Source organism: Pseudomonas sp. LB3P14 (assembly GCF_054898045.1).
Genome location: NZ_CM142714.1, coordinates 58,689 through 76,239, shown reverse-complemented (window position 1 = coordinate 76,239; position 17,551 = coordinate 58,689). Strand labels below are relative to the sequence as shown.

General features: G+C 58.1%; 21 protein-coding genes. 12 read left to right on the top strand and 9 right to left on the bottom strand.

Features of this window, described 5'->3' with window-relative positions; all coding sequences use genetic code 11:
• Positions 1–22 precede the first annotated feature (22 nt).
• Entirely contained in the window at positions 23–241 is a 219-nt protein-coding gene (locus ACYZT5_RS00340; protein WP_462049297.1) for a hypothetical protein, read from the bottom strand.
• Between the two features lie 475 nt (positions 242–716).
• Between ACYZT5_RS00340 and ACYZT5_RS00335 the strand changes: the two genes are divergently transcribed.
• The 6 genes from ACYZT5_RS00335 to tal all read left to right on the top strand — a co-directional run bounded on the left by ACYZT5_RS00335 (position 717) and on the right by tal (position 5,088).
• Positions 717–986: a short-chain dehydrogenase gene (locus ACYZT5_RS00335; RefSeq protein ID WP_462049296.1), complete on the top strand. Its 270-nt coding sequence runs from the start codon at positions 717–719 to the stop codon at positions 984–986.
• A 466-nt stretch (positions 987–1,452) separates the two neighbouring features.
• The gene (dusA, locus tag ACYZT5_RS00330; RefSeq protein WP_462049295.1) at positions 1,453–2,448 is read left to right on the top strand and encodes a tRNA dihydrouridine(20/20a) synthase DusA; all 996 of its coding nucleotides are present in this window, start codon (positions 1,453–1,455) and stop codon (positions 2,446–2,448) included.
• Between the two features lie 153 nt (positions 2,449–2,601).
• Positions 2,602–2,976, top strand: coding sequence for a DUF2388 domain-containing protein (locus ACYZT5_RS00325; protein ID WP_462049294.1), 375 nt, complete (start codon positions 2,602–2,604; stop codon positions 2,974–2,976).
• A 327-nt stretch (positions 2,977–3,303) separates the two neighbouring features.
• Complete coding sequence (locus ACYZT5_RS00320; protein WP_140679683.1) at positions 3,304–3,546, top strand: AbrB/MazE/SpoVT family DNA-binding domain-containing protein; 243 nt, start codon at positions 3,304–3,306, stop codon at positions 3,544–3,546.
• Positions 3,543–3,938: a PIN domain-containing protein gene (locus ACYZT5_RS00315; RefSeq protein ID WP_462049293.1), complete on the top strand. Its 396-nt coding sequence runs from the start codon at positions 3,543–3,545 to the stop codon at positions 3,936–3,938. The genes ACYZT5_RS00320 and ACYZT5_RS00315 overlap by 4 nt, the downstream gene beginning before the upstream one ends.
• Before the next feature lie 223 nt (positions 3,939–4,161).
• Positions 4,162–5,088, top strand: coding sequence for a transaldolase (gene tal, locus ACYZT5_RS00310; RefSeq protein ID WP_462049292.1), 927 nt, complete (start codon positions 4,162–4,164; stop codon positions 5,086–5,088).
• Positions 5,089–5,161: 73 nt separating this feature from the next.
• On the opposite strand, the gene rssC is transcribed toward tal, so the two are convergent.
• The 3 genes from rssC to ACYZT5_RS00295 all read right to left on the bottom strand — a co-directional run bounded on the left by rssC (position 5,162) and on the right by ACYZT5_RS00295 (position 7,868).
• The gene (gene rssC / locus ACYZT5_RS00305) at positions 5,162–5,644 is read right to left on the bottom strand and encodes an anti-sigma factor antagonist RssC (protein WP_007935262.1); all 483 of its coding nucleotides are present in this window, start codon (positions 5,642–5,644) and stop codon (positions 5,162–5,164) included.
• Positions 5,644–6,825: a two-component system response regulator RssB gene (gene rssB / locus ACYZT5_RS00300; protein WP_462049291.1), complete on the bottom strand. Its 1,182-nt coding sequence runs from the start codon at positions 6,823–6,825 to the stop codon at positions 5,644–5,646. Before rssB ends, rssC begins: the two co-directional genes overlap by 1 nt.
• Before the next feature lie 353 nt (positions 6,826–7,178).
• Positions 7,179–7,868, bottom strand: a complete 690-nt coding sequence (locus ACYZT5_RS00295; RefSeq protein ID WP_462049290.1) for an MlaA family lipoprotein — start codon at positions 7,866–7,868, stop codon at positions 7,179–7,181.
• A gap of 200 nt (positions 7,869–8,068) precedes the next feature.
• Between ACYZT5_RS00295 and ACYZT5_RS00290 the strand changes: the two genes are divergently transcribed.
• The gene (locus ACYZT5_RS00290) at positions 8,069–8,689 is read left to right on the top strand and encodes an HAD family phosphatase (RefSeq protein WP_462049289.1); all 621 of its coding nucleotides are present in this window, start codon (positions 8,069–8,071) and stop codon (positions 8,687–8,689) included.
• A 126-nt stretch (positions 8,690–8,815) separates the two neighbouring features.
• Positions 8,816–9,079, top strand: a complete 264-nt coding sequence (locus ACYZT5_RS00285; protein WP_462049288.1) for a DUF4404 family protein — start codon at positions 8,816–8,818, stop codon at positions 9,077–9,079.
• 79 nt (positions 9,080–9,158) lie between these two features.
• Here ACYZT5_RS00285 and queF read toward each other — a convergent pair whose 3' ends face one another.
• Positions 9,159–9,989: an NADPH-dependent 7-cyano-7-deazaguanine reductase QueF gene (queF, locus tag ACYZT5_RS00280; RefSeq protein ID WP_462049287.1), complete on the bottom strand. Its 831-nt coding sequence runs from the start codon at positions 9,987–9,989 to the stop codon at positions 9,159–9,161.
• A 61-nt stretch (positions 9,990–10,050) separates the two neighbouring features.
• A complete protein-coding gene (copI, locus tag ACYZT5_RS00275; RefSeq protein WP_462049286.1) occupies positions 10,051–10,572 on the bottom strand; it encodes a copper-resistant cuproprotein CopI in 522 nt (173 codons plus the stop codon).
• 155 nt (positions 10,573–10,727) lie between these two features.
• Here copI and ACYZT5_RS00270 point away from each other — a divergent pair, with 155 nt between their 5' ends.
• Complete coding sequence (locus ACYZT5_RS00270; protein ID WP_338922410.1) at positions 10,728–11,408, top strand: heavy metal response regulator transcription factor; 681 nt, start codon at positions 10,728–10,730, stop codon at positions 11,406–11,408.
• A complete protein-coding gene (locus tag ACYZT5_RS00265; protein ID WP_462049285.1) occupies positions 11,408–12,757 on the top strand; it encodes a heavy metal sensor histidine kinase in 1,350 nt (449 codons plus the stop codon). The genes ACYZT5_RS00270 and ACYZT5_RS00265 overlap by 1 nt, the downstream gene beginning before the upstream one ends.
• Before the next feature lie 123 nt (positions 12,758–12,880).
• Here ACYZT5_RS00265 and ACYZT5_RS00260 read toward each other — a convergent pair whose 3' ends face one another.
• The 3 genes from ACYZT5_RS00260 to ACYZT5_RS00250 all read right to left on the bottom strand — a co-directional run bounded on the left by ACYZT5_RS00260 (position 12,881) and on the right by ACYZT5_RS00250 (position 16,133).
• Positions 12,881–14,125 carry a lipoprotein-releasing ABC transporter permease subunit gene (locus tag ACYZT5_RS00260; protein WP_462049284.1) on the bottom strand — a complete coding sequence of 415 codons (1,245 nt, stop codon included), beginning with the start codon at positions 14,123–14,125 and terminating at the stop codon, positions 12,881–12,883.
• 66 nt (positions 14,126–14,191) lie between these two features.
• On the bottom strand, positions 14,192–14,875 hold the full coding sequence (gene lolD, locus ACYZT5_RS00255) for a lipoprotein-releasing ABC transporter ATP-binding protein LolD (RefSeq protein ID WP_462049283.1): 684 nt from the start codon (positions 14,873–14,875) through the stop codon (positions 14,192–14,194).
• Positions 14,876–14,882: 7 nt separating this feature from the next.
• Entirely contained in the window at positions 14,883–16,133 is a 1,251-nt protein-coding gene (locus ACYZT5_RS00250; protein WP_462049282.1) for a lipoprotein-releasing ABC transporter permease subunit, read from the bottom strand.
• Between the two features lie 94 nt (positions 16,134–16,227).
• On the opposite strand from ACYZT5_RS00250, the gene ACYZT5_RS00245 reads away from it, so the two are divergent.
• Positions 16,228–16,809, top strand: a complete 582-nt coding sequence (locus tag ACYZT5_RS00245) for a PilZ domain-containing protein (RefSeq protein ID WP_462049281.1) — start codon at positions 16,228–16,230, stop codon at positions 16,807–16,809.
• A gap of 14 nt (positions 16,810–16,823) precedes the next feature.
• The gene (locus ACYZT5_RS00240; protein WP_462049280.1) at positions 16,824–17,546 is read left to right on the top strand and encodes a glycerophosphodiester phosphodiesterase; all 723 of its coding nucleotides are present in this window, start codon (positions 16,824–16,826) and stop codon (positions 17,544–17,546) included.
• Positions 17,547–17,551 lie beyond the last annotated feature (5 nt).

The following is a 17,551-nucleotide window of genomic DNA, read 5'->3' as shown; positions in this document are numbered from 1 at the left end:
AACGGCGGAAACACTTCCGCCGTTAATCGTCGTGCAACAACCCCGAACTGTACTCGCCGAAGCTGCTACCGAGCGCACTGCCATGGAAACTCAACTTACTGGGGTTGTTGGTGGGGCCCGGGCCAAAACCGGCAGACGGCAGCGTGGCTTCCGAATATTCGCTATGGGTGCCTGCACCCGAACAGGCGCTCAACAGCAATGCACCACCGATCAGAGCGACTTTGACGAGGTTTGAGATCATTTTTCAGTTCCCTGTGGGTTGGAAGCGCGGTGACCTTAGGGAGTCATCCTATGCCGTATGCCCACCAGGAATTATGAAACTTTGCTCGGCGACAGCGTTGGTTCAGGTACTGCGGTTTCTCGATACAAAAAAGGGGGTTCCCCAGACAAACTGTCAAAAGAGCAACGTCCTACACGACTCTGGGAATTGTCCGTACACTTGTCCATTGCTGCGCTTTTGTCACGAGGCCTATAATCCACCCAACGCCAAAATGGCGTGTCGGGTTTGGCGACTCGATGGCAATTGAACTGAATCCTTCGACTATTTTCGAAGCGTTTCGGAACGTACTTAGCTGCCTGTTTTATGGTGGCTGTGCGCGGGAGACCTTAGGGTCTGCCGGTTTCTCCATTGCCCGGTTCGCCAACCTGCGTACGGCTACCACCCATTCGTTTGGCGACGATTGAGTTGTAGTTTTCTCAAATTAATGGAGCTTCACATGAAAGAATTTATGGCTTTAACCAGCAACGCCGACGACCTTCCCTCGCTGTATATAAACACCACCCAACCGCTGCACTCACTGCTTAGCACCGCGCGCTACCGAATTGGTGCAGTAACGCAGATCCTGGAAAACCTCGCGATGCGCGGTGATATCACCACGGATTCGGTGATTCTCAGCGACTTCGCAATGCTTTGCTGCATACCCTTGCGCGATGGATGTGATGTGCTGGATGTCGTTGCGCGACGTATGGATGCGCAAACGTCCTGACGTCACAACGGGGCGCCCTCCTCGGACGCCCCTTCGGATTCATGGAAGCTGGCAGCGAAAAGAAGCTCCGTATACCGCCTTTTGCGGTTTGCCCGGATACCATCGATCACATCAGCTGGTCACATCCTTCGGAGGCTCCGATGGCCACCACTAAAAAAACCGACAAGCCCCGCAGAAAGGTCATCCATAGAGAACTGACGTTCCTGTATGTTCGAGAAGCAGCGTGTGATGGGCAGAAAGTGTTCAATACGGTTGTGACCACTGGCAAGCTTCCTAGTACAAAGTAGCTCTCAGTGCTGGTTACGAAAAACACATCCACCGATTTATTTACTTGTAGCGATCCAGTCGATTTCTCTCATGCTTTTGCTCAGATGTACTGAACAATCGCAGAAAAGCTCGTCTGAACCTGCAACCCCAATCCTGATAAACTCCCCACCTCCCAGCCCCACCCATCTCAGAACCGCCAATGCCCCCAATCACCGCCACCCCCGCCCCGCTCTCCCGCCGCTTCTCCGTCGCCCCGATGATGGATTGGACCGATCGTCACTGCCGTTTCTTCCTGCGCCTACTCTCCAAGCACGCGCTCCTCTACACCGAAATGGTCACCACCGGCGCGCTGCTCAACGGCGATCACGACCGCTTCCTGCGTCACAACGAAGCCGAACACCCGCTCGCCTTGCAGCTCGGCGGCAGTGTGCCGCTGGATCTGGCGATGTGTGCACGCATGGCTCAGGAGCACGGTTACGACGAGGTGAATCTGAATGTCGGCTGCCCGAGTGATCGGGTGCAGAACAATATGATCGGTGCGTGCCTGATGGGGCATCCGCAGTTGGTGGCTGATTGTGTGAAGGCGATGCGCGATGCGGTGTCGATTCCGGTGACGGTGAAGCATCGGATCGGGATTAATGGGCGGGACAGTTACGAGGAGTTGTGTGATTTCGTCGGCACGGTTCGGGATGCCGGGTGCACGAGTTTTACGGTGCATGCGCGGATTGCGATTCTGGAAGGGTTGTCGCCGAAGGAGAATCGCGACATTCCGCCCCTGCGCTATGACGTGGCGGCGCGGTTGAAGACGGATTTTCCGGAGCTGGAGATTATTCTCAACGGCGGGATCAAGACGCTGGAAGCCTGTCACGAGCATTTGCAGACGTTCGACGGCGTGATGTTGGGACGTGAGGCGTATCACAATCCTTATGTGATGGCTGAGGTGGATCAGCAACTGTTCGGCAGCACGGCACCGGTGATCAGCCGGGCCGAGGCGCTGGCGCAGTTGCGGCCTTATATAGCTGCACACATCGATGCGGGCGGCTCGATGCACCACATCACTCGGCATGTGCTGGGGCTGGGCACCGGGTTTCCGGGAGCTCGTAGGTTTCGGCAGTTGTTGTCGGTGGATATTCACAAGGCTAAAGAGCCTTTGGTGTTGCTGGACCAGGCGGCGGAGTTGTTGGAGGGGCGTTGATTGGTCGCGCTGGCTATCTAACCGAACCATTCGCAACGTGTAATGATTGCGCCGCTTTGAAGCCTGGCCTGCGCCAGCAGGTCAGCAGGTAATTCATGGATGTTGCCTGCTTATGGAATAACAATGATGTACTGACAGGACGTCCTTTTTGATATGCCCGTGTTCAAATCTATTCTTTTCAAGCGCTGCACCCTCTTTGCCCTTCTCTCCGCAACTTCAGCTTCGGCCTATGCCCACTGCGATTTCGTATGTGGAGCGGGAGAAGAGAGCCCATGGCAGATCACCCAATTCACCGGGCTTGGCATCGCCGTCACTGTGTTGTCGCCCTTCACGACTACCCGGGAGATGTCAGGTCTGAGCAAGCGTGTCTACTCCACACAGGAAATCGAAGCGGCGCAGCTCTATCTCGCCAGCGATGGCATGGTTGAAGCGGTGTATTTCACTTCGGCGTTGAGGCGGTTCAGGCAGGAAACGCCTGAGGTAGAGCTAAATGATTTAGCTGTGGCTGCGTTCATCAGCAGCCAGTAACCATGTCACGGTCCTATAGGGATCTACCCTGTAGCCCTGTGTAAAAATTGGAAACGTGTTTGAGAAGGCCTATCCGTACCCTGTCCCACGTGATGCGCTGAACATTCGACCGTCGGCTCCATATCCAGTCACAAAGATGAAATGTCGTAACACAGGCGTTGATCGCAAAATAATTGACGGTCATCAACGCATCTGACGTTTGAGATATGTGCGAGACCTGCAATTGTTCAATTCTTCACCGCCCATCGTTTCTCGTTCTTTTGAGCATTGTTTTTAATTATTCCTTACCTCAAAGTAAGGACATTAGGATTTTACGGAGTATCCACCATGGCAACCGCCACACTGACCTCGAAAGGACAAATCACCATTCCGGCACAGGTCCGGGCTTCTCTTGGCCTAGACACGGGGGATCGCATTGAATTTGTAGCCATAGGCGATGGTAAATTCGCCATTATGGCCGCGACTCATTCGGCTCGCGACCTCAAAGGGCTCATACGCAAGCCCGCTAAAGCTGTAAGCATCGAGGACATGAACCAGGCCATCGCAGTACAAGGATCCAAAGCCATATGATAGGTCTGGATACCAACGTACTGGTCAGGTATGTCGCTCAGGATGATCCAAAGCAGTCAGCTAAAGCCTCCGAACTGATTGAGTCGCTGACGATAGCCTCACCTGGCTTCATCACGACGGTTTCAATAGTCGAGTTGGTCTGGGTACTTCAATCCTGCTACGAGAGCGCAAAAAGCGAGATCATTACAGTCCTCGAAACGCTTTTGCGGACTCGTGAATTGACGGTGGAAAACCCCGAAACTGTTTGGCAGGCGCTGCGTAGTTACTCACAGGCCAACGCCGACTTCGCAGATTGCTTGATTGAGCGCAGCGCCAACGCGGCAGGCTGCGAGTACATCGTCACCTTCGACAGCAAGGCTGCCAAGACGGCAGGCATGCGTCGCCTGACTTGACTTGGCACGTTCAGATCAACCGCCATCGGCATTAAGCCGCGTTAGCCGTCAGACCGGTTGAACCTGCGCCCCATTTCAGCATCGTATTTACCGACACCGCGCCCCGCCTTTCAAACAGCCGTTTTTCGGTTGTTGCCGCTAGGGCCCTCGATACGTACACGCACCCTTGAGTGGCTGACAGCGCTCGGGTAATGTCATTAGACCCATAGGACAGAGCACGCCCATGACTTCCAAGCTGGAACAACTCAAACAAATGACCACCGTGGTTGCCGACACCGGCGACTTCGAAGCTATCGCTCGCGTTAAACCCGTGGACGCTACCACCAACCCTTCCCTGCTGCTCAAAGCGGCGGCCATTCCCGGTTATGCCGAATTGCTGAACGCCTGCGTTCACGACTGCAAGGGCGATGTGGGCCTGGCCAGTGACCGTTTTGGTGTTGCGGTAGGGCAAGAAATTCTGAAAGTGGTCCCTGGCCGTATTTCCACGGAAGTGGATGCGCGCCTGTCGTTCGACACTGACGCCGTATTGAAGCGTGCGCACCGTCTGATCGACCTGTACGACAAGGCCGGCATTGGCCGTGACCGCGTGCTGATCAAGATCGCTTCCACCTGGGAAGGCATCCGTGCCGCCGAGACGCTGGAAAAGGAAGGCATCCAGACCAACCTGACGTTGCTGTTCTCGTTCGCTCAGGCTGCGGCTTGTGCTGATGCAGGTGTGTTCCTGATTTCGCCGTTCGTAGGTCGTATCTACGACTGGTACAAGAAGGCCAACGGCAACGACTACACCGGCGCGGATGATCCGGGCGTGCAGTCGGTGACGCGCATCTACAACTACTACAAGGCCAATGACTACAAGACTGTGGTCATGGGCGCGAGCTTCCGTAACCTGAATCAGATCGAGCAGCTGGCGGGCTGTGACCGCCTGACCATCAGCCCGGATCTGCTCGAGAAGCTGGCGGCGGACACTGGCAAGCTGGAACGCAAATTGGCGCCGGGTCATGCCGGTGAAGCGCGTTTGAGCCTGAATGAAGCGCAGTTCCGTTGGTTGTCCAACGAAGATGCGATGGCGACCGAGAAATTGGCTGAGGGTATTCGTCAGTTTGCTCGCGACCAGGAAAAACTCGAAGCATTGTTGCAAGCCAAGCTCTGATCCAATAAGAGCAAACGCAAAAAGGGCAAACCCTCACAGGTTTGCCCTTTTTTGTGTGCGGTCGCTTATGGAATCAGTGACGCTCGAGGGCGTTCACCAGATCATGGAATGCTTCACGATTGGAGTCGTTGAGGCCCATGAGGATCTTGTGTGCTTCGAGCACTTTGATCCGCACCACTTCTTCGGACTGATCCTGGTCTGGCAGGTCGGTCAGGCACTCAGGGCACGGGATCGGGCGGTCAACGATGTTGAACACTTGCTCGAAGCCCATGGACTGCAGCAGACGGGTGATGTCTTCGTGGGTGGTGACGACGGTCGGCAGCAAGCCGACCTTTTGCCGCGACAGGATCGACAGTTTGGCCAGCAGGCCCAACGTGGTGCTGTCGATGCTGCGGGTTTCGGTCAGGTCGATCACGATCGCATTGAAGTTCAACGCCGTGAAGATCCGCTCAATAGTCGCATCCAACGCCGAACACAGGGTCAGGCGAACTTCACCGACGAACTTCAGGACGAAGGTGCCATCCTGCTCGGCGAACTGGATTCTACCGGTACTCATTAAAGATTCCTGCTCAACACCAACAGGGCGATATCATCCGGCATCTCCCCTAGCGTGGCCAATCCAAAAACCTGCCGCAGACCATCCAGGCTGCCGCCCGCTGCCTTGACCCGCTGGGGCAAAGCCGCTTCTTTTTCTTTGAGTGTAGGTTCTGGCAAAAGGTCCAGAATGCCGTCAGACATCAGCGTCAGGCTGAATATCGGCGGCAGCTCCAGTACGTGGTCTTCGTAGGTGGCTTCATTAAAGAGGCCCACCGGCAGGCCACGCCCTTCCAGATAACAAACACTGTCTGGCGTGTACAACACAGGCAACGGCAAATGACCGCCGATGCTATAGGTCAACAAACCTGTCTCCTCGTCGATGACTCCACCGACCATTGTGACGTGTTTACCCAGCTTACAACTGATCAGGCCTCGGTTGATATGACCAAGGACCTCTGAAGGCTTGAATTCCGGCAATGTGCCGCTGCGCTTGGATTCGAACAGCAAGCGCGTGGTCATGAACTTCAGCAGCACGGTAACGAAGGCTGAAGAGGCGCCATGACCGGAAACGTCCGCCAGGTAGAAGGCTACCCGACGCTCGTCGACCCGAAAGTAGTCAACGAAATCACCCGACAGGTACAGCGACGGGATGATCTGGTGAGCAAACTGGAACTCGTCGATGGTCCAGGGACTGACCGGCAGCATGTTCATCTGCACCTGGCGACCGGCGTTCTGGTCTTCCTGGAGCAGGTTCAGGCTGGCGGCGAGCTCGCGGTTGGCCTTTTCCAGCTTCTCGCGGTAGCGCTGGTTTTCCAGCAGCAGGCGCGCACGATCCAGGGCCCGGCGCACAGAGTGCTCGAGCACGGCAAGATCTTCGAGAGGCTTGATCAGGTAGTCCGCCGCGCCCAGGCGCAGGGCCTCGACCGCGTCGTTCATCACGCCGGCACCCGAAACCACGATCACCGGGGTTTGTGGCGACAGCTCGGTGACCTGGCGAATGAGTTCGAGCCCGCCCATCTGCGGCATGCGCAGATCGCAGATGACCAAGTCGGGCTTGTCTTGCTCGAATACCTGAAGTCCCTGCTGGCCATTGCTGGCCTGCAGGACACTGAAACCACTGTCTTCCAAGTAGGCCGCGAGGCTCGCGCGCACTACTTCGTCATCATCGATTATCAGCAGCGTGGCACTGGTTTTTGGCATGTGGGCAAACGGCGCCAGAATTAGGTTGGCGTAGCAGGCAGGGGCTTTGTCCCGGCTCACACTACTGGATTCGCTTTCTAGCCTCTCTACTGCACTGTTTTCGAGCGTTTGCCCTACACACAGGTACACCAGAGGTGCCCTTCTAAGGCGCAGACGGTACTCCCATCCGCGGGGCGTTTCAAGCTCACGCCGATGGTCGCTTGACGTCTTTCCATTTCAAATCACCAGGAGTTATAAGAACCGGCAAAACCGTAACGTAATGGAAGGTTCGATCCCATGCGTCAAACCTGTCCCGGAGGCCCAACGAAAGAAGGCGGCCAACTGGCCGCCTTCTTCGGTTTTACCGGTCGAGATCAAAAATCGTCTTCAACCTGGCCGTCTTTGACTTTGAATTCGCGGTTCTGCAAGTACGCATTGCGGATGAAGGTGTACTTGTCGCCAGTGATCAGCTTCTCGGCCGACAGCAGGCTGGCACGGGTATCGACAATGTTCAGACCGAAGATCGAGTTACGCACGGGCACGTCGTGGATGTACGGGTACGGGCCCGTGTAGCCGTCGACATACTTGGACGGCGCGTCACGCAGCGTGCTTGGCCCCAACAATGGCAACATCACGTACGGGCCGCTACCCACACCCCAGTAGCCAAGTGTCTGGCCAAAGTCTTCGTCACTGCGTTGCAGGCCCATTTTGGTGCCCACGTCGATGAAGCCCAGCAGGCCGAACGTGGTGTTGAAGATCAAGCGTGCGGTATCGACGCCAGCGGCGGCCGGTTTGGCCTGCAAGATGTTGTTGGCAAGGTTGGTGACATCACCGACGTTGCGGAACATGTTGTGAATGCCGTCTTCAAGAAACTGCGGCGTCACGAACTGATAGCCTTGGGCCAAAGGCTTCAGTGCATAGGTATCGACTACGTCGTTGAACGTGTAGATCGGGCGGTTGATGCTTTCCCAAGGGTCGTCTTCCGAGGCTGCCTGGGCAACGAACGGAACCAGCAATAGGCTGGCAGACACACAAAACTGAGCTAGATGATTGCTCCAGCGCATAGAAAAACTCCTTGGATTGTACTGGCGCGGGCGCTTGGCCCAAGCGTTAAGCGGGCTAGTATAAGACGGAAAAGCCGCTTTAGGCAGCACCGTGCAAGGCAGCCTACGGATCATTCGCGATGATTGTGAGCGATTCACATCAGTGTCACTCAACTGTCACCGTTACTCCCTAGCCTTGAAGCTATTTCAGGGACGTTGATATGCCGCACGCCGAAACATTGCCCCACATTGCGCCCAGCCTGACCGCCGTACTGTTCGGCCTCAGTGGTTGCCTGGTGGACTTCGGCGCCCGCACGCGCACGCAAGGCAGCCACTGTGCCGTGCACGCCGAGGCCACGCCCGGTGCGCTGGATAGCCTGCGCAGCTTGCAGCATCAGCAGATTCCCTGTGCCTGGCTCGATGAGCTCCCCCCTGCCCTCAGCCATTCCCTGGCCGCCGCATTGCCTTCATGGATCAAACCATCGCAACACCCCGAAACAAACAATCCATGGCCGGCACCGCACGCCTGCTGGCAAGCCTTGATGACGTTGAATGTCGAACGACTGGAGGGTTGCGTGCTGGTCAGCGGCGAACCGCGATTGCTGCAAGCGGGGCTCAATGCCGGATTGTGGACGATTGGGCTGGCGTCCTGCGGCTCACTCTGCGGCCTGGCGCCCAACGACTGGCAGGCGCTGACCCAGCAGGAACGGGAACTCAAACGCGGCAAGGCAACGGTGCAGTTGTTCGGTCTGGGTGTGCATTCGGTGATCGATCACCTCGGTGAACTCGACACCTGCCTGGCCGACATCAGCCTGCGCCGGCTCAAGGGCGAAAAGCCCTGATCGCCGCCTCACACCTATGAACGCATGCAGGTTGCGCGCGAGTGGATTAATCTAAAGGTCAAGCCATAGACCTTTGGCGTGCCGCTGCGGTCTATGCCAGTGCCTATCGATAAAAGGAAGAACGCCATGCCTGCCCGCGAACTGCAACAACAGCTCAATACTCTGCGCGAGCAATTGGAACAGAATCCACCGCTGACCGAAGCCGAGCGCGAAGACCTGCACGCGCTGATGCAACAGATCGAACTGGAGCTTGAGCTCGAAACCAAAACCCAGGACTCCAGCCTCTCCGACAATGTGAACCTGGCCGTCGAGCGCTTCGAAATAGAACACCCGACCCTTGCCGGCACCTTGCGCAACATCGTGCAAGCGCTGGCCAACATGGGGATCTGAACCCGCCGAATACGCAAAAGCCCCGCTAGTGATAGCGGGGCTTTTTCATATCCGGGATGTGCAATCCCACATGAGATCTTTATTGGCGGACCAGACGGTGGTTCGGCAACTGCACGTCTTCAGTACTACGATACGGGTTGATGTCCAACCCACCGCGCCGCACATACCGCGCATACACCGTCAACTTCTCCGGTTTCAGCAACCGTTGCAGGTCGAGGAAGATCCGCTCCACGCACTGTTCGTGGAAGTCGGAGTGCTGACGGAAGCTCACGATGTATTCCAGCAAACTCGCGTGATCCAGCGCCGCGCCACGGTATTCCACCGCCACGCTGCCCCAGTCCGGCTGACTGGTGACCGGGCAGTTGGATTTGAGCAAATGACTGTGCACGCTCTCCTCCACGATGCGCGATTCATCGCAACGCAGCAGTTCCGGACGCGGATGCTCATAGTTGCTGACGCTGATGTCCAGATCATCAATGCACACACCCGGCAACGCCACGACGCCTTCGGCCTCGACGTCCTTGAGTCTGCGAACCCGCACGCCGACCGGTTTACCGGCAGCGGCCGACAGGTCTTTCGCCAACGTCGATTCAAGGCTTGCGGTGTCGGCGAACGGTGTCTGGTTCAGGGAGTTGAGATACAGCTTGAACGACTTCGACTCGATGATATTCGGTGAATCCGCCGGGATGCTGAATTCGCCAATGGCCACCACTGGCTTGCCCGACGGCAATAGCCACGACAGTTCGAAGCAGTTCCAGAAATCCACGCCTTTGTAGGGCAGGGTTTCAGCCGTCAGGCCCAGTTCGGCCCATTTCGCGGTGCGCGGGATCGGGAACAGCAAGGACGGCGTGTAGGTGGCGATGTATTCGCTGGATTTGCCCAGCGGCGAGTGTTCGGCTGCGGGATGCATGGCGGAAACCTGACTGAAGAATCAGCGGATTCTACCAGTCTTTGCTCCTGCCTTAGAGTGCTTACTGACTGACAGTCAACTTGCCGACCATCCCGGCCTGGTAATGACCGGGGATGTTGCAGGCAAACTCCAGGTTGGTGGCCTTGGTGAAGGTCCAGGTCAGCTCGGCGGTTTTGCCCGGTTCTACGAGCACGCTGTTAGGGTCGTCGTGCTTCATAGCGTGATCCATACCGGCCATTGAACCGTGGTCCATATCCGCAATGCCTGTAGGCGTGAGCATGCCGCTCTGCTGCATCTTCATCATTTCCTGCTGATGCCTGGCATGCATCGCCGCGTCACCGAGGTTGAGTTCGTGCAACAACTGGCCTTTATTCACCAGCACAAAACGAACCGTCTCACCGGCCTTGATATCAATCGCCTTGGGAGTGAACGACATGTCGCCCATGACAACTTCAACGCTGCGAGTCGCCTTGGCCGCCGGGGCCGGTTGACCGAAATCGTAGGTATGCGCCGGGGAAGCCCACGCCGGCGAGCTCAGCGCCAGCAAACACGCGGCCCGCACCAGTGATTTGCGCAAAAACATAGTCGTACTCCAACAAGGTAAGGTTCAGCCTGTGGAAAACTCTAAACTGCTGCGACTGCCCGCAACCTGACAGCCAGATTACAACTTTGTCAGGTTGGCCTGTATTAACGCCGCCCACGGTATAAAGCGTTCGTTCCATTCACCCCGAGTCGCCCATGAAACTGCTGATCGTCGAAGACCAACCGAAAACTGGCCACTACCTGCGCCAGGGCCTGACCGAGGCCGGTTTCAACACTGAACTGGTCGCGGACGGCAGCACCGGCCAGCAACTGGCGCTGACCGGCGATTACGCCCTGTTGATCCTCGATGTGATGCTGCCCGGTCGCGATGGCTGGCAGATTCTGCAAGCGGTGCGCGGTGCCGGGCTCGACACGCCGGTATTGTTTCTTACAGCGCGAGACGCAGTGGAGGACAGGGTTCACGGCCTCGAACTGGGCGCCGACGATTACCTGGTCAAACCATTCGCCTTCTCCGAACTGCTGGCCCGGGTCCGCAGCCTGTTACGCCGCGGTAGCGCCACACCTCAGGAAACCAGCCTGCAACTGGCGGACTTGCGTCTGGACCTGATCCGCCGCCGGGTCGAACGCAGCGGTCAGCGCATCGACCTGACGGCCAAGGAATTCGCCCTGCTGGAAATGCTCCTGCGCAGGCAAGGCGAAGTCCTGCCCAAGTCGCTGATCGCTTCCCAGGTCTGGGACATGAATTTCGACAGTGACACCAATGTCATCGAAGTGGCGATCCGCCGTTTGCGCCTGAAGATCGACGACGAATTCCCCAACAAATTGATCCACACCGTGCGTGGCATGGGTTACGTCCTTGAAGAGCGCCCCGCCTGATGCGTCGACTTTCGTTAAGCAGCCGTCTGGCGCTGCTGTTTGCGGCGTGCACCGCCGTCGTTTCATTGTTCGCCGGGGTGTTGTTCAGCCGGGCCAGTGAAGCGCATTTCGTTGAACTCGATCAGCAGTTGCTGGACGGCAAGTTGATTGGTTTGCGCCGGGCACTTCATGACATTCAGTCGAGTGAAAGCGAAGTCAAACTGGCCGATGAATTGAGCCGACAGGCTGATCTGTCGCTGCGGATCACCGGCAGCGACGGCAAGCGTTGGTATGACAGTTCGACGCGCCTGCCCCAGGCATTGCCGGCCCAACCGGGTTTGTCCACGGTTAGCAACGACGGTACTGACTACCGCGTCCTCAACGCTCCGTTGTATCTCGACAAACCCGACTCGCCGCAGTTGACCTTGCTGCTGGACATCACCCATCACCAGCACTTTCTGCAACGCATGCAGCACCTGATCTGGCTGACAGTCGGTTTGTCAGCACTGGCCACCGCCCTGCTCGGTGCCTGGGCGGCGCGCAGTGGGTTGCGGCCATTGCGGCGCATGAGTGCGGTCGCCAGGGGCGTTTCCGCGCAATCGCTCAATGCACGCCTACCCGAAGAAAACATGCCGCCAGAGCTCGCGGAAATGGCCCACAACTTCAACGCCATGCTCGGACGCCTTGACGACTCTTTTCAACGGCTCTCGGCCTTCTCCGCCGACATCGCCCATGAATTGCGCACGCCGTTGTCGAACCTGCTGACCCACACCCAGGTCACCCTCACCCGCCCACGTCCCATCGAGGATTATCGCGAAGCACTGCACAGCAACCTCGAAGAACTGCAATGGATGGCGCAACTGGTCAACGACATGTTGTACCTGGCCAAGGCTGACCACGGGCTGTTGATGCCCAAGCGCGAACCGCTGGAGCTGGCGGAAGAAGCGGATCTATTGCTGGAGTTTTTTGCGCCGCTGGCGGAGGACGCTCAGGTCAGGTTGAGTCGTGAAGGCAGTGCGCGCATAGAGGGCGATCGCAGCATGTTGCGTCGGGCGCTGTCCAATTTGCTGGACAATGCGTTGCGGTTTACGCCTGCCCAGGGCGAGGTTCGGGTGCGGATAGTCGAGCAAGCCAAAGGGTTGAGGCTGACTGTTGAGAACAGTGGAGACGGAATTGACGGGGCGTTGCTGCCGCGCTTGTTCGATCGTTTCTACCGGGCTGACCCGGCGCGCCAGGAAGGCAGTAGTGAACATGCGGGATTGGGGTTGGCGATCACCCAGTCAATCATCCGTGCCCATGGCGGGCAGATTCGTTGCGAATCGGATGATGGGTGGACCAGGTTTGAAATCGAGTTACCAAAGGGAGATTGAGGCCAGCAGGGCCGGCCTCATCGCGGGCAAGCCCGCTCCCACAGTGACCGAGTTGAATCACAATATTGTGAACGACTCGAAACCCTGTGGGAGCGGGCTTGCCCGCGATGACGATCGGAAGGCTTACGAATACCGCAACGCGTGAGCCGGCTCGATCTTCGCCGCACGCCATGCCGGGTAAACCGTGGCGAGGAAGCTCAGAATGAAACCCGCCGAGCAGATCAACAACACATCCCCGCCCTGCAATTCAGACGGCAAGTTACTGACGAAGTACACGTCAGAACTGAAAATGTGCTGCCCACTGACCCGCTCCATCCAGCCCACCAGTTCACTGACATTCAGCGCCGCAATCACGCCGAGCACGCCACCGATCAAGGTGCCGACAATCCCGATCACCGTGCCCTGAACCATGAAGATCGCCATGATTTGTCCCGGCGTGGCACCAATGGTGCGCAAGATCGCGATGTCCGCGCCCTTGTCGTTCACCACCATGATCAGGGTAGCGATGATGTTGAACGCCGCCACCGCGACGATCATCAGCAACAACAGGCCGATCATGGTTTTTTCCATCTTCATCGCGCTGAACAGACTGCCCTGAGTGTGGGTCCAGTCGTCAGCCTTGTAAGCGGTGCCCAGCCCGCCAGCAATATCGCTGGAAACCTTCGGCGCCGCGTACAAATCCTTCACCGCCAGGCGCACGCTCTGCACCTGATTCGGCGCCCAGTGCTGCATCTGCGCGGCATCGGCCACGTGGATCAGCGCCATGGAACCGTCCAGCTCGGCGCCGACCTTGAACACGCCGACCACGTTCAACCGCTGCATGCGCGGGGTGATGCCGCCGGGTGCGTTACTGACTTCCGGCACGATCAGGGTGATCTTGTCGCCGACGTTCAAGCGGAAGCGGCGCGCCGTGATCTCGCCGATCACCACGCCGAACTCACCCGGTTTCAAGGCATCGAGACGGCCCTGAACAATGTGCTGGGCGACGATCGAAACTTTGCCTTCCTGCGCCGGATCAACGCCGCTGACCTGGATCGGCTGCATCATCCCCTTGTAGGACAGCATGCCTTCCATCTCGGTGAACGGCACGGCGGCCGTCACTTCAGGATTCTTCATGGCCGCAGCGGCGACGGGCTGCCAATCATCGATCGGATTGACGCCGACGATAGTCGCGTGAGGCACCATGCCGAGGATGCGCGAGCTCATTTCGCGCTGGAAGCCGTTCATCACCGACAGCACCACGATCATCGCCAGCACGCCCAGGGCGAGACCGATCATCGAGGTCATCGAGATGAAGGAAACAAAGCGATTGCGGCGCTTGGCGCGGGTATAGCGCGTGCCGATAAAGATCGATAACGGTCTGAACATTCGCTGGGGCACCGTATAAAAATAAAAGACCCGACGCACTTTTCAGTTACGCCGGGTTTCGGCCAATCAGATGGGTGTCAGGCAACCTTCCTGCAAATGCAGGACGCGATCCATCTGGCGAGCCAGGTTCATGTCGTGAGTCACCACCAGGAACGCCGTGCGCATCGAGGTGCTGAGTTCCAGCATCAAATCCTGAATGCCCTGGGCGGTGTGGGAGTCGAGGTTGCCGGTCGGCTCGTCGAGCATCACCAGGCCTGGCTTGTTCACCAGGGCGCGGGCGATGGCCACACGCTGGCGTTCACCACCGGACAGTTCCGAAGGCTTGTGTTCCAGACGATGCCCCAGCCCTACCCGCTCCAGCAATGCTGTCGCACGCTGACGCGCTTGCGGGATCGCGGTCTTGCCGATCAGCAGTGGCATGCAGACGTTTTCCAGTGCGGTGAACTCAGGCAGCAAGTGATGGAACTGGTACACGAACCCGAGGAAACGGTTACGCAGCAGCCCACGGTTCTTCTCGCTCAGTGCCGAGAGCTCTTCGCCATCGAGCCAGACGCTGCCCTTGGTCGGCGTATCGAGGCCGCCCAGCAGGTTGAGCAAGGTACTTTTGCCCGAACCCGAGGTGCCGATAATCGCCACGCGCTCACCCGGATGCAGTTCCAGTTGCAGACCCGCCAGAACTTCTACCGATTCCGGGCCTTCCTCGTAGGATTTGCCCAGGTTGCGGCAGCTCAAGATTGCTTTATCACTCATGCCCAACTCACTCATAACGTAGCGCCTCCGCAGGCTGGGTGCGCGCGGCACGCCAGGCTGGATACAGGGTGGCGAGGAAACTCAGGACCAACGCGGCGGCGCAGACCATCAACACATCCTGGCTCTGCACTTGCGACGGCAGGTAATCGATGAAGTACACGTCGGCGTTGAGGAATTTGTGCCCGATCAGGCCTTCGAGGGCCGAGATCGCGGCGCTGACGTTCAGCGCGGCGAAGATCCCGACCACGGCGCCGATCAGCGTACCGATCACACCAATGACCGTGCCCTGGACCATGAAGATCGCCATGATCTGCCCCGGCGTGGAGCCAAGGGTGCGCAGAATCGCGATGTCGCCCTTCTTGTCGTTCACCACCATCACCAGTGTGGAAATAATGTTGAACGCAGCGACGGCGACGATCAGCAGCAACAGCAAACCGATCATGGCTTTTTCCATGCGGATCGCTTGATACAGATTGCCGTGGGTGCGCGTCCAGTCGCGGGCATAGAAATGGTCTTCGCCGAGCTGCTGGGCGATGGTCCACGCGACGCGTGGCGCCTGGAACAGGTCGTCGAACTTCAGGCGAATGCCCTGGACCTGATCCGGTTTCCAGCGATGCAGTTTGGCCAGATCCTGAAGATTGGTGATGCCCAGGTAACCGTCCAGCTCGCCGGCGCCGACATGGAAGATGCCGACCACAGTGAAGCGTTTCATGCGCGGGAACATCCCGGCCGGGGTCACGGTGACTTCCGGCGCCACAAACGTCAGCTTGTCACCGACCGCAGCGCCAAGCTTGGCCGCCGCCTTGTCGCCGATGACGATGCCGAAACTGCCCGGCGCCAGGTCGTCGAGTTTGCCCTGCTGCATGAAGTTATCAATGATCGAGACCTGCCGTTCCAGCGCAGGGTCGATGGCATTGAGCAGGACTTTGGAGACCTTGCCGTTGTTGGTCAGCAAACCCTGCATCTGGGTAAACGGCGCCACGGCCGTCACCTGCGGGTTCTGCTTGACCTTGGCGGCCAGGCTTTTCCAGTCGCTGATCGGTTCACCGGACTCGATGGTCGCGTGGGGCACCATGCCCAGCACGCGGGTGCGCATTTCATGATCGAAGCCGTTCATGACCGAAAGCACAACGATCATCACGACCACGCCGAGGGCGAGTCCGATCATCGAGGTCAGGGAAATGAATGACACAAAATGATTGCGACGCTTTGCACGGGTATAACGCGTGCCAATAAATACGAAGAGAGGTCTGAACATGTCGGGGCTTGTTCGGAGGGAAAAGGAACGTCCTTGTGGCGGGGGTCGATAACCAGCTTTACACTCAGACCACCGCCGCTACCATGGGTTCGCCATGTCGACATTAGATGAAGAAGATCGCCGCGAATACTACCGTATCGAGGACACGATCGCACTGGAAATTCGGCCCCTGTCCGCTCCCGAAGCCGCAGGCCAGGAAGTGTTGCAGGATGCTTCCCCTCTGTTCAACGTGCTCAGCGAACTGCACCTGAGCGAATTCGAGTCACAGCACCTGTTGCGCCAGATCAGTGAGCGCGACCGCAACCTCGCGGCGTTCCTGAAATCCCAGAATAAACGCATCGATTTGCTGAGCCAGGTGATCGCAATCACCGTACTCGGGCAGATCGGCGAGCCGCAGCCGGTGATCATTTCCGAAGGCGGGATCGAGTTTCAGCATCCGACGCCCATTGCCGAGGACGCACGCCTGTCGGTCAAACTGGTGCTGATGCCGCAAGCCCTCGGACTCTTGTTGCGGGCTCGAGTCACCCATTGCGATCGCAAAGGCGACGGCTACAACGTCGGTACCGAGTTCGAGTACCCGACCGATGCCCAGCGCCAATTGCTGGCCCGCTACATTTTGCAGAAGCAGGCCCAGGAACGACGTCTGGCCCGCGAACAAAACGAATCAGGCATTTAATTTAAGGAAGAACCGTGACTCTCATCTACGGCCATCGCGGCGCCAAGGGCGAAGCACCGGAAAACACGCTGACCAGCTTTCAGCAATGCCTCAAGCACGGCGTGCGCCGCTGCGAACTGGACCTGCACCTGGCCATGGACGGCGAGTTGATGGTCATCCACGACCCGACGCTCAAGCGCACCACTGACCGACGCGGCAAAGTCGTCGAGCACACGGCGGCCGAGCTGGTGACCTACGACGCGCGCAAGGGCGGCCCGGGCTGGATCAAGCCCTGCCCGATTCCAACACTGGAAGAACTGTTCGAGAAATGCGATTTCGAGCACTGGCAGCTGGAAGTCAAAAGCGCTTCACGCACCCGCGCCGCGACCACGGTGCTGGCGATTCGCGAAATGGCTCAGCGTTTCGGCCTGCTCGACAAGGTCACGATCACCTCGAGTTCACGCGAAGTGTTGAAAGCCGCGCTGGACCTGGTGCCTGACGTGTCCCGAGGATTGGTGGCCGAGTACGCCTGGCTCGACCCGCTGAAGGTCGCGCAAAGCTATGGCTGTGAGATTCTGGCGCTGAACTGGACCCTGTGTACGCCGGAACGCCTGCAGAAGGCGCAGCGCCAAGGGCTGCATGTGTCGGTGTGGACAGTCAACGAGCCCGCGCTAATGCGCAGACTCGCCGACTTCGGCGTTGACAGCCTGATTACAGACTTTCCCGGTTTGGCCAGCGCCACGCTCGAGAATTGCTGAAATCG

Excerpts from the sequence above, each read along its gene's own strand:
- lolD (WP_462049283.1), bottom strand. The coding sequence starts at position 14,875 with ATGAGTGATAAAGCAATCTTGAGCTGCCGCAACCTGGGCAAATCCTAC.
- ACYZT5_RS00285 (WP_462049288.1), top strand. The coding sequence starts at position 8,816 with ATGCCTGCCCGCGAACTGCAACAACAGCTCAATACTCTGCGCGAGCAA.
- ACYZT5_RS00315 (WP_462049293.1), top strand. The coding sequence starts at position 3,543 with ATGATAGGTCTGGATACCAACGTACTGGTCAGGTATGTCGCTCAGGAT.
- ACYZT5_RS00290 (WP_462049289.1), top strand. The coding sequence starts at position 8,069 with ATGCCGCACGCCGAAACATTGCCCCACATTGCGCCCAGCCTGACCGCC.
- ACYZT5_RS00270 (WP_338922410.1), top strand. The coding sequence starts at position 10,728 with ATGAAACTGCTGATCGTCGAAGACCAACCGAAAACTGGCCACTACCTG.
- copI (WP_462049286.1), bottom strand. The coding sequence starts at position 10,572 with ATGTTTTTGCGCAAATCACTGGTGCGGGCCGCGTGTTTGCTGGCGCTG.
- ACYZT5_RS00340 (WP_462049297.1), bottom strand. The coding sequence starts at position 241 with ATGATCTCAAACCTCGTCAAAGTCGCTCTGATCGGTGGTGCATTGCTG.
- rssC (WP_007935262.1), bottom strand. The coding sequence starts at position 5,644 with ATGAGTACCGGTAGAATCCAGTTCGCCGAGCAGGATGGCACCTTCGTC.
- ACYZT5_RS00325 (WP_462049294.1), top strand. The coding sequence starts at position 2,602 with ATGCCCGTGTTCAAATCTATTCTTTTCAAGCGCTGCACCCTCTTTGCC.
- ACYZT5_RS00260 (WP_462049284.1), bottom strand. The coding sequence starts at position 14,125 with ATGTTCAGACCGTTATCGATCTTTATCGGCACGCGCTATACCCGCGCC.
- rssB (WP_462049291.1), bottom strand. The coding sequence starts at position 6,825 with ATGCCAAAAACCAGTGCCACGCTGCTGATAATCGATGATGACGAAGTA.
- ACYZT5_RS00335 (WP_462049296.1), top strand. The coding sequence starts at position 717 with ATGAAAGAATTTATGGCTTTAACCAGCAACGCCGACGACCTTCCCTCG.
- ACYZT5_RS00295 (WP_462049290.1), bottom strand. The coding sequence starts at position 7,868 with ATGCGCTGGAGCAATCATCTAGCTCAGTTTTGTGTGTCTGCCAGCCTA.
- dusA (WP_462049295.1), top strand. The coding sequence starts at position 1,453 with ATGCCCCCAATCACCGCCACCCCCGCCCCGCTCTCCCGCCGCTTCTCC.
- ACYZT5_RS00320 (WP_140679683.1), top strand. The coding sequence starts at position 3,304 with ATGGCAACCGCCACACTGACCTCGAAAGGACAAATCACCATTCCGGCA.
- queF (WP_462049287.1), bottom strand. The coding sequence starts at position 9,989 with ATGCATCCCGCAGCCGAACACTCGCCGCTGGGCAAATCCAGCGAATAC.
- ACYZT5_RS00245 (WP_462049281.1), top strand. The coding sequence starts at position 16,228 with ATGTCGACATTAGATGAAGAAGATCGCCGCGAATACTACCGTATCGAG.
- tal (WP_462049292.1), top strand. The coding sequence starts at position 4,162 with ATGACTTCCAAGCTGGAACAACTCAAACAAATGACCACCGTGGTTGCC.
- ACYZT5_RS00265 (WP_462049285.1), top strand. The coding sequence starts at position 11,408 with ATGCGTCGACTTTCGTTAAGCAGCCGTCTGGCGCTGCTGTTTGCGGCG.
- ACYZT5_RS00250 (WP_462049282.1), bottom strand. The coding sequence starts at position 16,133 with ATGTTCAGACCTCTCTTCGTATTTATTGGCACGCGTTATACCCGTGCA.